12 protein-coding genes are annotated in these 13586 nt (G+C 74.7%); 7 read left to right on the top strand and 5 right to left on the bottom strand.

Annotated features, from left to right (window positions below; genetic code table 11):
• Window positions 1–128 precede the first annotated feature (128 nt).
• Window positions 129–1340: a hypothetical protein gene (locus tag ACWIYF_RS20910; protein WP_448624745.1), complete on the top strand. Its 1212-nt coding sequence runs from the start codon at window positions 129–131 to the stop codon at window positions 1338–1340.
• Between the two features lie 140 nt (window positions 1341–1480).
• Complete coding sequence (locus ACWIYF_RS20905) at window positions 1481–3316, top strand: hypothetical protein (protein WP_448624744.1); 1836 nt, start codon at window positions 1481–1483, stop codon at window positions 3314–3316.
• 25 nt (window positions 3317–3341) lie between these two features.
• Here ACWIYF_RS20905 and ACWIYF_RS20900 read toward each other — a convergent pair whose 3' ends face one another.
• Window positions 3342–3944 (bottom strand): SACE_7040 family transcriptional regulator, encoded by a 603-nt coding sequence (locus ACWIYF_RS20900; RefSeq protein ID WP_448624743.1) that lies wholly within the window; start codon window positions 3942–3944, stop codon window positions 3342–3344.
• A 90-nt stretch (window positions 3945–4034) separates the two neighbouring features.
• Here ACWIYF_RS20900 and ACWIYF_RS20895 point away from each other — a divergent pair, with 90 nt between their 5' ends.
• Genes ACWIYF_RS20895 through ACWIYF_RS20885 form a run of 3 tightly spaced genes read left to right on the top strand, consistent with a single transcriptional unit; the run spans window position 4035 to window position 8819 of the window.
• Window positions 4035–5648 (top strand): carboxyl transferase domain-containing protein, encoded by a 1614-nt coding sequence (locus ACWIYF_RS20895; protein ID WP_448624742.1) that lies wholly within the window; start codon window positions 4035–4037, stop codon window positions 5646–5648.
• 11 nt (window positions 5649–5659) lie between these two features.
• Window positions 5660–7663, top strand: coding sequence for an ATP-binding protein (locus ACWIYF_RS20890; RefSeq protein ID WP_448624741.1), 2004 nt, complete (start codon window positions 5660–5662; stop codon window positions 7661–7663).
• Between the two features lie 4 nt (window positions 7664–7667).
• Window positions 7668–8819, top strand: a complete 1152-nt coding sequence (locus ACWIYF_RS20885) for an acyl-CoA dehydrogenase family protein (protein ID WP_448624740.1) — start codon at window positions 7668–7670, stop codon at window positions 8817–8819.
• A 42-nt stretch (window positions 8820–8861) separates the two neighbouring features.
• Here the strand turns inward: ACWIYF_RS20885 and ACWIYF_RS20880 are convergent, their stop codons facing one another.
• From ACWIYF_RS20880 to ACWIYF_RS20870, 3 genes are read right to left on the bottom strand one after another with little or no spacing between them, the layout of a single operon-like run.
• On the bottom strand, window positions 8862–9875 hold the full coding sequence (locus tag ACWIYF_RS20880) for an NADPH:quinone reductase (RefSeq protein WP_448624739.1): 1014 nt from the start codon (window positions 9873–9875) through the stop codon (window positions 8862–8864).
• Window positions 9876–9885: 10 nt separating this feature from the next.
• Entirely contained in the window at window positions 9886–10239 is a 354-nt protein-coding gene (locus ACWIYF_RS20875) for a LuxR family transcriptional regulator (protein WP_448624738.1), read from the bottom strand.
• Between the two features lie 20 nt (window positions 10240–10259).
• Window positions 10260–11936, bottom strand: coding sequence for a DUF885 domain-containing protein (locus tag ACWIYF_RS20870; RefSeq protein WP_448624737.1), 1677 nt, complete (start codon window positions 11934–11936; stop codon window positions 10260–10262).
• 102 nt (window positions 11937–12038) lie between these two features.
• Between ACWIYF_RS20870 and ACWIYF_RS20865 the strand changes: the two genes are divergently transcribed.
• Window positions 12039–12401 carry an ArsR/SmtB family transcription factor gene (locus tag ACWIYF_RS20865; RefSeq protein WP_448624736.1) on the top strand — a complete coding sequence of 121 codons (363 nt, stop codon included), beginning with the start codon at window positions 12039–12041 and terminating at the stop codon, window positions 12399–12401.
• Window positions 12398–12883 carry an SRPBCC family protein gene (locus tag ACWIYF_RS20860; RefSeq protein WP_448624735.1) on the top strand — a complete coding sequence of 162 codons (486 nt, stop codon included), beginning with the start codon at window positions 12398–12400 and terminating at the stop codon, window positions 12881–12883. The genes ACWIYF_RS20865 and ACWIYF_RS20860 overlap by 4 nt, the downstream gene beginning before the upstream one ends.
• Before the next feature lie 3 nt (window positions 12884–12886).
• Here ACWIYF_RS20860 and ACWIYF_RS20855 read toward each other — a convergent pair whose 3' ends face one another.
• Window positions 12887–13534 (bottom strand): haloacid dehalogenase-like hydrolase, encoded by a 648-nt coding sequence (locus ACWIYF_RS20855; protein WP_448624734.1) that lies wholly within the window; start codon window positions 13532–13534, stop codon window positions 12887–12889.
• Between the last annotated feature and the right edge of the window lie 52 nt (window positions 13535–13586).

Below are 13586 nucleotides of genomic sequence, written 5' to 3'. Positions count from 1 at the left end.
GTCCCGGCCGCCCCGGGGGCGCGCCCCTAGCGCATCAGCCGCCGCCGCGCGACTCGAGAGTCTCCGAATCGGACCGATCCGACGCTAGGGTCGGCGGCATCTCGTTTCCAGGCCTGGGGAGTTCCGCCGTGCCCGCACCATCCGCAGCTGCCGCGACCGCGCGCGTGGTCCCGCCGGCGCCCGGCTCCCTCGGCCGGGCGCTGGCGCATCCGATCGCGACGGTGCGCTGGCTGTGGCTGGCGTACATGACGCCGGGCCGGCCCGGGCGACCGGTGAGCCAGACCGAGCTGCGCTGGATGTACACCGGCTGGCTGGTTGCCTTCCTGCTGAAGATGCTCGGCTCGTCCTGGGACGTCTCCTGGCACTTCAAGTGGCTGCGCGACGACCTCGCCCCGCCGCACCTGCTCAACTCAGTGGGCACGGCGGTCGTCATCGCCCTGGTCGTGGCGCACAGCTACAGCGGCTACGCGGTCGACCGGCGGGCGCTGCGGCTCATGCAGTGGGGGATCGCGCTGTTCCTCATCGCCATCCCGCTGGACATCATCAACCACCGGCTCTACGGCCTGGACATCACCAGCTGGAGCGCGACGCACGCCGTCCTCTACCTGGGGACGGCGGTCATGCTCGCCGGCGCCATCCGCGGCTGGTGGCTCTACGCGCAGCCGGGTCGCACCCGGAACCTGATCTCGCTGGGACTGTGGCTGTTCTTCCTGGAGAACGTGCTCTTCCCCAACCAGCACCAGGAGTACGGCGTCCTCTCGCTGCGCGACTACCTGGCCGGGCACACCACGGCCGAGCCCTCGCTGCTGGACTTCGCCGTCTCGCAGGGCCAGACGCCGACGACGTTCATGCTGCCGGTGCCGTCCTGGGTGCACCCGACCTGGCTGGTCCTCGCCGGCCTGCTCACCCTGGTGGTGGCCCGCAAGGTGGTCGGCCTGCGCTGGACGGCGACGATCCTCGCCGGCGCCTACCTCGCCTACCGCTGCATCGCCTGGCTGGCGCTGGTCGGCGGCGGGTTCCCGCCCTCGACGGTCCCGTTCGTGCTGCTCGTCGGCGCGGTGCTGATCGACCTCGCCGTCCTGGCCCGGGTGCCGGGCTGGCTGGCCGGCCCGCTCGTGACCGGCGTCGTGTACGCCGCAGGCGCGGGCCAGGAGGCGCTGGACCTGCTGCCGCCGTGGAACTGGTGGTCGGCGATCCCGGTCGCGGTCGGCTTCGGCGTCCTCTGGACGGCCGTCGACCTCGTCGCCGGCAGTGCCTGGCTCGAGCGCTGGAAGCAGCCGGTGGAGTCCGAGCGGACCGCCGAGGTCGAGCCGATCGCAGCGGGCGCCTCCGGCGTGTAGGGCGGGACCGACCCGTCACATGACGTAACGTCGAGGGCACACGGACGCCTGGCGAGGGTCGACCCCCGCGATCCGGGCGCGGCGGCCCGGTGCCCGTGCACCCGCCGCCCTCACCCAGACCCGACCTGCCGGAGGACCACGTGCTGGCACTCACCCCGACGCCGTTGCAGACGGCGGGGGAGCGAGCGCTCTTCGCCGAACTGGCCCGCTGGGACACCGGCGGCGCGGTGCGCGCCGCGGTCGTGGCGTCGCTGCCGTTCACCGACGGCGCGCTCGACCGTCGGCTCTCCGACGCCGTCCTGCTGGTCCCGGAGGGGCTGGCCGTCGTCCGCATCGTCGAGGTCGTCCGCCAGAGCGGCGTGGTCACCGCCCGCCCGGACGGCGCCTGGACGATCGGGCCCGGCGCCGGGCCCGGCGACGTGCTGCAGCTCGCCGGCGGGGGCTCGACCCCGCTCGACGGGCTCATGCGCGCCGGCATGGAGGCCGCCATGCGGCTGCGTCGCGCCGGCCTGGAGCCCGGGCGGATCGCCCGGCTCACCGTGCTTGTCGGCGAGCTCTCCGGCCTCGTCCCGGAGGACGGCGACCTCGGCGAGGGCGACCAGGTCGCGCTGCTCGAGCCGCGGTCGCTGCTGCTCGGCATCGCGCGGGCCGGCCGCTACTCCGGCGTCGACAACCCGCGGCTGTGGACCACCGCCGACGTCCGGGCGGCGCTCGAGGCGCTCGGCCTGGAGGGCCGCGGACCCACCGTCGAGGAACTCAACGGCGAGGGGTTCCCGTACTCGCCGTACGTGCTGCGCCGGCCGGAGCTGCTGGCGCCCGCCTCGATGACCGCCGCCTCGACCGCGCCGCCGGCTCCGTCGCCGGTGGCCGCCGCGGTGGCCGCGGCCGCCGGTGCCGCGCAGCCCGCCCCGGCTCCCGCGCCGCCGCAGCCGATGCCGCCGCAGCCGATCCCGCCGCAGTCGATCCCGCCGCAGCCCACGCCGGCCGAGGCGCCGTCGCCGATCGCCGCGGCGGTGGCCGCGCAGACGTCCGCCCAGGCCGCGGCGCCTCCGACCCAGGCGGCCGTACCCCAGGCTCCGCCGGCCGCGCCGCCCGCTCCGCCGATGTCGGTCACGGCCACCACGCCGGCGTTCACGCCCCCGGCGGGCTCCCGCGACCCGTACGCCGGCGTCCCCTTCCGCGACACCATCGCCGTGGGCGCGCCGCCCGAGCCGCCCGTCGACGAGACCGGCGGCATCGGCGGCCTGTTCGCCGGCGGCGTGCCGGAGAACGCGCCCGCTGCCCCGGCGCTGCCGCCGGTGCCGCCGCCCGCCGTCCCCGCGGGCCCCCGACCCGCCGAGGACCCGGGGTCCCGCCGCCGCACGGCGCTGCTCATCGGTGCCGCGGTGCTGGTCGTCGTCCTGGTCGCGCTCGGCGGCGCGCTGCTGCTCGGCGGCGACGGCGACGGCGGCGGCGATCCCGCCGGCACGTCCCGCCCCGCCGCGCAGAGCACCCCCGCCGGTCCGCAGGCCGGCGCCGTCCAGACCGTCGGCGGCGTGACCTACACGCTGGAGGCCGTGGACGTGGACGACACCTGCGTCGGCCACGGGTACGGCGACGTCGGCGCGTCCTTCGGGACGACCGACTGCGTCGGCCTCTCCCGGGGGCTGTACTCGGCGGAGGTCGGCGGTCTGCCGGTCGTGCTCGCGGTGTCGCACGTGCGGATGCCGGACAGCGAGGCGGCGCGCAGGCTGCGGGCCCTGGCCGACACCACCGGCACCGGCAACGTCAACGACCTGCTGCGCGACGGCGTCACCTACGAGGGGGCGCCGGACGGGCTGCGCGATGCGGAGTACGCCAGCGCGGTGAGCGCGTCGACGGTGACCATCGTCGAGAGCTCCTGGGCGGTGCCCGAGGCCGGCGGCGACCCGACGGCGCTCAACACCGCGGCCAGCAGCGGCCTGGTCCTCGAGCTCCCCGACCCGCCCTCCGCCTGAGGGGCCGAAGTGGCCACTTCGGCCGCTACGAGGACGTCGCGGCGGACCAGGCCATCTCGGTGAGCAACGCCGCCATCGCGGGGCGGCCCAGCCGGCCGGCGCTGTGCGGGGTGGAGTTGATCAGCCCGAAGACGGCGTGCGCGCGGGCGCGGCAGGTCGCCGCGTCCGCCGCCGGGTGCAGCCGGGCCAGGACGGTCACCCAGACCTCGACGTAGCGGCGCTGCAGCCGGCGCACCTCGGCGGCGTCGGCGTCGGGCAGCGAGCCCAGGTCGCGGTCCTGCACGGTGATCAGCGCCGGGTTGTCGAGGGCGAAGTCGACCTGGAACTCGATCAGCGCGCGCAGCTGCGCCTCCGGGTCGGCGCCCGCCGCGGCCACGCACTGGCTGCCGCCGGCCAGCAGCCGCTGGCTGATCCGCAGCAGCATCTCGGCGAGCATCGCGTCCTTGCCGGCGAAGTGCCGGTAGATCGCGGGACCGGTGACCCCCACGGCCGCGCCGATGTCGTCGACCCCCACCGACCGGGAGCCGCGCTCGGCGAACAGCTGGGCGGCCGCGCGCAGGATCTGCTCGCGGCGCGACGGGTTGTCCGCGTCGGCGTGCAGCGCGGCGTCCCTGACGCTCTCGCCCATGCGCCGCATGCTAGCCGATCGTGAACCGCCGTTAACAAAACGCCATCCTCCCTCTAGACCGTGTGGTGAACGACCGTTAACCTGGGCGCCGTGGATGCACCGGTGCTTCCCCGACCCGCCTCGCCCGACCTCGACGCCGCCTCGCGCAACGCCGCCGCGCACCGGGAGCTGGTCGCCGACCTGGTCGGGCAGCTGCACCGCGTCGCCGAGGGTGGCGGGGAGCGGGCGCGGCAGCGGCACGTCGAGCGCGGCAAGCTGCTGCCCCGGGAGCGGGTCGACTCCCTGCTCGATCCGGGCAGCCGGTTCCTCGAGCTCTCCCCGCTGGCCGCGCACGGCCTCTACGACGGCGACGCCCCCTCCGCCGGGATCATCACCGGCGTCGGCCGCGTCTCCGGCCGCGAGTGCGTCGTCGTGGCCAACGACGCCACCGTCAAGGGCGGCACCTACTACCCGATGACGGTGAAGAAGCACCTGCGCGCGCAGGAGGTGGCCCTGCACAACCGGCTGCCGTGCATCTACCTGGTCGACTCCGGCGGCGCGTTCCTGCCCATGCAGGACGACGTCTTCCCCGACCGCGAGCACTTCGGCCGGATCTTCTACAACCAGGCGACCATGTCGAAGGCCGGCATCCCGCAGATCGCCGCCGTGCTGGGGTCCTGCACCGCCGGCGGGGCGTACGTGCCGGCGATGAGCGACGAGGCGGTCATCGTCCGGGAGCAGGGCACGATCTTCCTGGGCGGCCCGCCGCTGGTGAAGGCGGCGACCGGCGAGGTCGTCACCGCCGAGGAACTCGGCGGCGGCGACCTGCACAGCAGGGTCAGCGGGGTCACCGACCACCTGGCCGAGGACGACGCCCACGCGCTGCAGCTGGTCCGCCAGATCGTCGGGACGCTGGGCCCGCGTGCCCCCCGCCCGTGGGACGTCGAGCCGGCCGAGGAGCCGTTGTTCGACCCGGAGTCGATCTACGAGGTGGTCCCGCCGGACTCGCGCACCCCGTACGACGTCCGGGACGTGATCGCCCGGCTGGTCGACGGCAGCCGGTTCGCCGAGTTCAAGCCGCTGTACGGGCAGACGCTGGTGACCGGCTTCGCCCGGCTGCACGGCCACCCGGTCGGCATCATCGCCAACAACGGCGTGCTGTTCAGCGAGTCGGCGCTCAAGGGCGCGCACTTCATCGAGCTGTGCGACCGGCGGTCCATCCCGCTGCTGTTCCTGCAGAACATCTCCGGGTTCATGGTCGGCCGCGACTACGAGGCCGGCGGCATCGCCAAGCACGGCGCCAAGATGGTCACCGCCGTGGCCTGCGCCCGGGTGCCGAAGCTGACCGTGGTGATCGGCGGCTCGTTCGGCGCCGGCAACTACTCGATGTGCGGCCGGGCGTACTCGCCGCGGTTCCTGTTCACCTGGCCCAACGCCCGCATCTCGGTGATGGGCGGCGAGCAGGCGGCCAGCGTGCTCGCGCAGGTCCGTCGCGACGGCTTCGAGGCGCGCGGCGAGCAGTGGCCGGCCGAGGACGAGGAGGCGTTCAAGGCGCCGATCCGCGAGCAGTACGAGCACCAGGGCCACCCCTACTACGCCACCGCCCGACTGTGGGACGACGGCGTCATCGACCCCGCGCAGACCCGCACCGTGCTCGGTCTCGCCCTCTCGGCGTGCGCCAACGCGCCGCTCGGCGAGCTCGGCTACGGCGTCTTCCGGATGTGAGGACCTCCTCGATGTTCGACACCGTCCTGGTCGCCAACCGCGGCGAGATCGCCGTCCGGGTGATCCGCACCCTGCGGGCGATGGGCATCCGCTCGGTCGCCGTCTACAGCGCGGCGGACGCCGGCGCGCTGCACACCCGCGTCGCCGACGTCGCCGTCCCCATCGGGCCGGCGCCGGCGGGGGAGAGCTACCTGTCGATCGAGCGGGTGCTCGACGCCGCGGCCCGCACCGGCGCGCAGGCGATCCATCCGGGCTACGGCTTCCTGTCGGAGAACGTCGAGTTCGCCCGGGCCTGCGAGAAGGCCGGCATCACCTTCATCGGCCCGCCGGTCGCCGCGATCGAGGCGATGGGCGACAAGATCCGCGCCAAGCAGACGGTCAGCGCCGCCGGCGTCCCGGTGGTCCCGGGGCGCACCGAGCCGGGCATGGACGACGACGAGGTCGCCGCCGCGGCGGTCGAGGCCGGCTTCCCGGTGCTGCTCAAGCCGTCCGCGGGCGGCGGCGGCAAGGGCATGCGGGTGGTGCGCGGCGAGGACGAGCTGCGCGACGCGATCGCCGCCGCCCGCCGCGAGGCGCGGGGCTCCTTCGGCGACGACACGCTGCTCGTCGAGCGCTACGTCGGCAACTCCCGGCACATCGAGGTGCAGGTCCTCGGCGACACCCACGGGAACGTGATCCACCTCGGCGAGCGGGAGTGCAGCCTGCAGCGCCGACACCAGAAGGTGATCGAGGAGGCCCCCTCGCCGCTGCTCGACCCGGCGATGCGCGCGGCCATGGGCACCGCCGCCGTCGAGGCGGCGAGAGCGGTCGGCTACACCGGCGCCGGCACGGTGGAGTTCATCGTGGACGCCGACCGGCCGAGCGACTTCTTCTTCCTCGAGATGAACACCCGGCTGCAGGTCGAGCACCCGGTCACCGAGTGCGTCACCGGCCTGGACCTGGTCGAGCTGCAAGTGCGCATCGCGGCCGGCGAACCGCTGCCGATCGAGCAGAGCGACGTCGTCCTCGACGGGCACGCCATCGAGGCGCGGGTCTACGCCGAGGACCCCTCCCGCGGCTTCCTGCCCCAGGCGGGCACCGTCCTCGGCCTGGCCGAACCGGACGGCGCCGGCATCCGCGTGGACAGCTCGCTGGCCGTCGGCAGCGTCGTCGGCACCGACTACGACCCGATGCTGGCCAAGGTCATCGCGTGGGGCCGGGACCGCGACACCGCCCGTGCCCGCCTCGTCGGCGCGCTCGGGCACACCGCCGTCCTCGGGATCACCACCAACACCCCGTTCCTGCGGGCGCTGCTCGCCGATCCCGACGTGGTCGCCGGGCGGCTGGACACCGGGCTCATCGAGCGCCGCGGCGAGGCGCTCACCGTGGTCGCCCCGCCGGCCGCGGCGGTGTACGCGGCGGCCGCGCTGTTCGAGCTGTTCGAGGCCGAGCCCGCGGGCCCGGTGGTCGACCCGTGGGACGTGCCCGACGGCTGGCGTCTCGGCGAGCCCGCGTGGACCGTCCGGCGGCTGCAGGCGGCCGGCGGCGAGCCGGTGACCGTGCGGGTGCGCGGCCGGGCCGCCGACGCGCAGGTCTGCGTGGGCGACGGCGTCCCGCTGGCCGCCTCGGCGCACCGGGACGGCGACCGGCTGACCGTGACCCTGGGCGGCGTGACGCACCGCTTCGCTGTCGTGCACACCGGCGGCACGCTGTGGCTGGCCGCCGAGGGGGCCGTGACCGCGCTGCGCGAGCACGAGCGGCTGCACTCCGCGGCCGAGGGGGCCGGAGGCGGCGGCGTCGTCACCTCGCCCATGCCGGGCACGGTGACCGTGGTGCAGGTGTCCGTCGGCGACGAGGTGAGCGCGGGGACCCCGCTGCTCGTCGTCGAGGCGATGAAGATGGAGCACGTGCTGACCGCCCCGGTCGACGGGACGGTCGCTGCGCTCTCCGTGACCGCCGGCCAGCAGGTCCGGCTGGACGAGCAGGTGGCCGTGGTGACCCCGGCGGCTACTGCCGACGATTCAGTGGGGGAGTGACCCGATGCTGGACTACCGGCTCGACGAGGAGACCGAGGCGCTGCGCAAGACCGTCCGGGAGTTCGCCCTGGAAGTGGTCGCCCCGCAGATCGGCGAGTTCTACGAGCGCGACGAGTTCCCGGCCGCGATCGTGCGGCAGATGGGCGAGCTCGGCCTGTTCGGGCTGCCCTTCCCCGAGGAGTACGGCGGCTCGGGCGGCGACTACTTCCACCTCTGCGTGGCCCTGGAGGAGCTGGCCCGCGTCGACTCCTCGATCGCGATCACGCTGGAGGCCGGGGTGTCGCTCGGCGCGATGCCGATCTACCGGTTCGGCACCGAGGAGCAGAAGCAGCGCTGGCTGCCGCGGCTGTGCGCCGGTGAGGCGCTCGGCGCGTTCGGCCTGACCGAGCCCGGCGGCGGCTCCGACGCCGGCGCGACGAAGACAACGGCCCGGCTCGAGGACGGCCAGTGGGTGATCAACGGGTCGAAGGCGTTCATCACCAACTCCGGCACCGAGCTGACCGAGCTGGTCACCGTCACGGCGGTCACCGGCACCCGGCCCGACGGCGGCAAGGAGATCTCGGCGATCCTCGTGCCGAGCGGCACCCCCGGCTTCACGGTCGGCCAGCGGTACTCGAAGGTCGGCTGGAACGCCTCCGACACCCGGGAGCTGTCGTTCGCCGACTGCCGGGTGCCCGAGGAGAACCTGGTGGGGGAGCGGGGGCGCGGCTACGCGCAGTTCCTCTCCATCCTCGACGAGGGGCGGATCGCCATCTCGGCGCTGGCCACCGGGCTGGCGCAGGGCTGCGTCGACGAGTCGGTGAAGTACGCCGGCCAGCGGGAGGCGTTCGGCCAGGTCATCGGGAAGAACCAGGCGATCCAGTTCATGATCGCCGACATGGAGGTGCGGGCCTCCACCGCGCGGCTGGCGTACTACCGCGCCGCGGAGAAGATGCTGCGCGGCGAGCCGTTCAAGCACGAGGCCGCCGTCGCCAAGCTCTACAGCTCCGAGATCGCCATGGAGAACGCCCGCTGGGCCACCCAGGTGCACGGGGGCTACGGGTTCATGAACGAGTTCCCGGTCGGCCGCTTCTACCGCGACGCCAAGATCCTCGAAATCGGCGAGGGCACCAGCGAGGTGCAGCGGATGCTCATCGCCCGCTCGCTGGGGTTGTAGCGGAGGAGATCCGTGCGCGTGACGCGCACGGATCTCCTCCGCTCACGCGGTGACGTCGATCATGACCTTGCCGACGACGCCGTCCTGGACGGCCCGGTGCGCCTCGGCGGTCTGCTCCAGCGGGTAGACGTGCAGCGGCAGGCCGGCCTCCTCGCCCACCCGGACGGCGCCGTCGAGCACGGCGGCGTTGACGTCCTCGACGCCGATCGCCTTGGCGCGCTCCGGCTCGGTGTAGACGAACACGAACTGCCAGCGGGCGTTGGCCTGCATCTGGGGCCGGATCGGGATGGTCGCCGTCTCGTCCCCGGTCCCGGCGTAGATCGCGACGGCGCCGTGCGGGGCGAGCACCTGGGCGTCGACCGCGGCGTTCTGCGCCGCGGCCACCTCGACCACGGCGGCGACGCCCTTCCGCGCGATCTTGCGCACCTCGGCGGCGACGTCCTGCTGCCGGTAGTCGACGACGTGCGTGGCCCCGGCGGCCGCGGCGAGCTGGGCCTTGCGCGCGCTGCTCACCGTGGCGATCACCGTGGCGTCCGCCCAGCGGGCCAGCTGGATCGCGGCGTTGCCGACCGCGCCCGCGCCGCCCTGCACCAGCACGGTGTGGCCGGTCAGCGCGCCCGGGCCGAGCCGGTCGGGCAGCGACTCGGCGACGGTCAGGCAGCGGTGCGCGGTGAGGAACGGGATCCCGAGCGCGGCGCCGAGCTCGAAGGACGGGCCGGGCCCCAGCAGGACGACGTGCCGGGCCGGGACGACGGTGCACTCGGCCGCCGTCCCCCACGGGCGCTGCCAGGCCGCCTCCCAGATCCACACCCGCTCACCGACGAGCACCGGGTCGACGCCCTCGCCGACCGCCTCGACGGTGCCGCTGCCGTCCTGGTTCGGGATCTGCCCGTCCGGCCCCGGCTCGGTGTTGGTGCGTGACTTCCAGTCGGTCGGGTTGACCCCGGAGAAGGCGACGCGGACCCGCACCTCGCCCGGGCCCGGCTCCGGCTCGGGGCGGTCGACCAACTCGAGGACGTCGGTGCCGCCGGCGCGGCGATAGGAGATGGCTCGCACGCGGCCTTTCCTACTCGGCGGAGGCCTGCTCCGCGACGGCGATCGTGAGCACGGCGACGGTGTCCTCGTCGGCATGCAGGCTGTGCCGCGCCGACGGGACCGGCACGAGCGCTCCGGCGGTCAGGGCGATCTCCCGGTCCCCGGCGACCAGCCGCGCTCGTCCCCGCAGCAGTTGCAGGGTTGCCGGGCCGGGGCTCTCGTGCTCGCTGAGCTCGGTGCCGCCCAGGAGCGCGATCACGGTCTGGCGCAGGCCGCCGGCCGGGTGCGCGAAGGTGCGCGCGGCGCGCCGGGCGCTCGTCGTCGCGGCCTGCGCCAGCAGGTCCCCGGCCAGGTCCGCGAGGTCCACGGGCTGGGGCTCGTCCACGGGTCGATCCTCCACGTCCGCTACAGCCGCGCCAGCTCGTCGCGCAGCGGCCCCAGGCCGAGCGGACCGAGGTCGAGCACCGCCCGGTGCCACGCCTTGAGGTCGAAGGCCGCGCCCGCCCGCGCCCGCGCCTCCTCACGGCCGGTGAGGAACACGCGCTCGCCGACCTTGTAGGACGGCGCCTGCCCGGGCCAGCCCAGGTAGCGGTGCAGCTCGTCGGTGCGCATGGCGTCGTCCATCGACACGTGCCGCCGCAGGAACGCCGCCGCCACCGCGTAGGTCCACCGCGGACCGAAGCCGGCGGCCGGCTTGATCGGCAGATCGAGGTGCACCCCGATGTCGAGGACGACGCGGGCCGCCCGCAGCTCCTGCGCGTCGAGCATGCCCAGGCGGTCGCCGGGGTCCTCGAGGAAGCCCAGCTCGTCCATGAGCCGCTCGGCGTAGAGCGCCCAGCCCTCGCCGTGGGCGGAACAGTCGACCAGCAGCCGCTGCCAGCGGTTGAGCGCGGCCGCGTTGGCGACGGTCTGCCCGATCTGCAGGTGATGGCCGGGCGCGCCCTCGTGGTACACCGTCGTCGTCTCCCGCCAGGTCGTCATGCCGTCGACGCCGTCGGGCAGCGACCACCACATCCGGCCCGGCCGGCTGAAGTCCTCGGTCGGGCCGCTGTAGTAGACGCCCAGGCCGGAGGCGCCGATGACCCGTCCCTCGATCCGCCGCACCGGCTCGGGGATGTCGAAGTGCACGCCGTGCAGGGCGTCCAGCGCGCGGTCGGCGGTCTCCTGCAGCCACGCCTGCAGGGCCGGGCGGCCGCGCACCAGCCGGGTGGGGTCCGCGTCGAGCGCCGCCATCGCGCCGGCGACCCCCTGGCCCGGCGCGATCAGCTCGGCGACCGCCTCCTTCTCCGCCACGATGCGGGCCAGTTCCTCCCAGCCCCACGCGTAGGTCTCCTCGAGGTCGAGGTCCACGCCGGTGAACCAGCGCGACTCGACGGCGTAGCGCTCCCGGCCCGCGGCGTCGCGCTCGGGCGCGCGCGGCAGCAGGTCGCGCTCCAGGCGGTCGGCGAAGGTGCGCAGCGCCGCGGCCGCCTCGCCGGCGGCGCGGTCCAGGTCCCTCCGCAGCGCGTCGCCGTCCGGTGCGCCCGCGACCAGCTCGGCGAAGACGCCCGGCCGGTCGGGCGTGCCGGCCCAGTGCCGGGCCAGGCCGGCGGCCAGCCGGACCTGGCGCGCGGCCGGGGCGTGCCCGCCGGCGGCGGCGGTCTCGAGCCCCGTGGCGTAGCCGGCCAGAGCCGCGGGGAGGGCGGCCAGGCGGCGGCCGATCGTCGCCCACTGCTCGGCGGTGTCGGTGGGCATCAGGTCGAACATCATCCGGAACTGCTGCAGAGGGCTGATCGAGCTGTTGAGCTCCGACTGCGCCAGCCCCGCCTCGTAGCGGTCCAGCTCCGCGCCGAGCCGCTCCAGCATCGCGGCCCGGGCGACGTCGTCCCGCCGGTCGACCGGCGTCACCGTCGCGATCTCCGCCCGGGTGCGGCGCAGCAGCTCGGCGACGGCCGCGTGCCCGTCGGGGGAGAGGTCCGGCCAGCGGTCCTCGTGGCCGGGGACGCCGATGTAGGTGGCCACCGTCGGCTGCGCGGCGGCGTACTCGTCGACGAACCGGTCGGCCAGCCGGTCGAGGGCGGACGGCGGACGGGGTGCGGTCACCGGCGCAACGTAGCCCGCGATCGTCTTCAACCGAACGGTTGACGAAGCGGTGGCGGAGGTCTACGGTCATTTTCAACCGAGCGGTTGAGAAAGGAGACCGGAATGGCCGATCCGCTGTCCCGGGTGTTCTCGGCGCTCGCCGATCCGATCCGGCGCGACATGGTCGCCCGGCTGGCCTCCGGCGACGCCACGGTCAACGAGCTCGCCGCGCCCTACGACGTCACCGTCCAGGCGGTCTCCAAGCACCTCAAGGTGCTCGAGGACGCCGGACTGGTCAGCCGCAGCCGGGAGGCCCAGCGCCGCCCCGTGCACCTCGAGGCGGAGGTGTTCGACCTGATGACCAAGTGGATCGAGCGCTACCGCCGCGAGGCCGAGGAGCGCTACCGCCGCCTCGACGACGTCCTCGCCGCCCTGCCGGACGAGGAGACCACCAGCGCACCACCCGAGAGAGGAGCACCGTCATGACCGCCGCCCGCACGCACGAGACGCAGATCGAGGTCGACCAGAAGGTCCCGCTCGTGCGCATCACCCGCGAGTTCGATGCGCCTCCGGAGAAGGTCTACCGCGCACACGTCGACCCGGAGCTGGTCGTCCGCTGGAACGGCCCCCGCGACCTGCAGATGACGGTCGAGACCTGGGACGCCCGGACCGGGGGCGAGTACCGCTTCGTCCACCGGCGGGGCGACGAGGAGTACCGCTTCCGCGGCACCTTCCACGAGCTGCGGCCGAACGAGCTCATCGTGCAGACGTTCACCTTCGAGGGCATGCCCGACGGGGTCGCGCTGGAGAAGATCGCCTTCGAGGACCTCGGCGACGGCCGCACCCGGCTGGTCGCCACCTCGCTGGTCGACTCGTTCGAGGACCGGGACGCCTTCGTCGCGACCGGCATGGAGACCGGCGTCATCGAGGGCTACGAGCAGCTGGACGAGGTGCTGGCCGGGTCCTGACCCTCAGCGCCAGGTGACCGTCTCGGGACGCCGGCCGAGGAGCCGCTCGACCTTCCGGGCGTCCTTCTCGCCGGCGTTCACCAGCACCGGGCGTGGCGTGCCGGCGAACAGCGGCACGTCGGAGGTGCTGTCGCTGTACACGGCGCGCCACGGCGGGGGATAGCCGCGCTCGGTGAGCATCCGCACCTTCTCCTCGCCCATCGCCCGGCGCACCCGCGGCGGGCGCACCGAGCCGGTCGACCCGACGACGTCGAGCTCGCCGAGCCCGATGGCGCGCAGGAACCCGCGGGCCAGCACCTCCTCGCAGCCGGTGGCGACGACGACCCGGTCGCCCTCGGCCTGATGCCGGCGCACGCAGGCGATCGCGTCGGCGACCGCGGCCTCGGGCTTTCCGATGAGGGCCTCGCCGTAGGCCTCGGCGACCGCCTCGACGTCGGACTCCGCGCGGCCGCCGACCGCCAGCCGGGTCATCGCCCGTGCGGCCAGCGGGCGCAGCTGCGGCACCGCGGAGCCCGGCAGGAGCAGCGGCGCGGCGAGCAGCAGCGGCAGCAGGCGGACCGGGGCCCGGCGCAGCCGGCCGTGCAGGAACAGCGTCGACGCGTCGCCGCCGAGCAGCACCTTGTCGAGGTCGAAGACAACGGTCGGCGGCATGGGAGCTACATACCGCCGGCGGGGAAAACGATGCGCTCGCCGACTGGTGGAC

This window comes from Geodermatophilus sp. URMC 64 (genome assembly GCF_053502555.1).
Note: the sequence above shows the minus strand (reverse complement) of the source record. Positions and strands in the feature narration are given on the sequence as shown.

Coding starts and splice junctions, on each gene's coding strand:
- ACWIYF_RS20885 (WP_448624740.1), top strand. CDS start 7,668: ATGCTGGACTACCGGCTCGACGAGGAGACCGAGGCGCTGCGCAAGACC.
- ACWIYF_RS20860 (WP_448624735.1), top strand. CDS start 12,398: ATGACCGCCGCCCGCACGCACGAGACGCAGATCGAGGTCGACCAGAAG.
- ACWIYF_RS20855 (WP_448624734.1), bottom strand. CDS start 13,534: ATGCCGCCGACCGTTGTCTTCGACCTCGACAAGGTGCTGCTCGGCGGC.
- ACWIYF_RS20900 (WP_448624743.1), bottom strand. CDS start 3,944: ATGGGCGAGAGCGTCAGGGACGCCGCGCTGCACGCCGACGCGGACAAC.
- ACWIYF_RS20890 (WP_448624741.1), top strand. CDS start 5,660: ATGTTCGACACCGTCCTGGTCGCCAACCGCGGCGAGATCGCCGTCCGG.
- ACWIYF_RS20865 (WP_448624736.1), top strand. CDS start 12,039: ATGGCCGATCCGCTGTCCCGGGTGTTCTCGGCGCTCGCCGATCCGATC.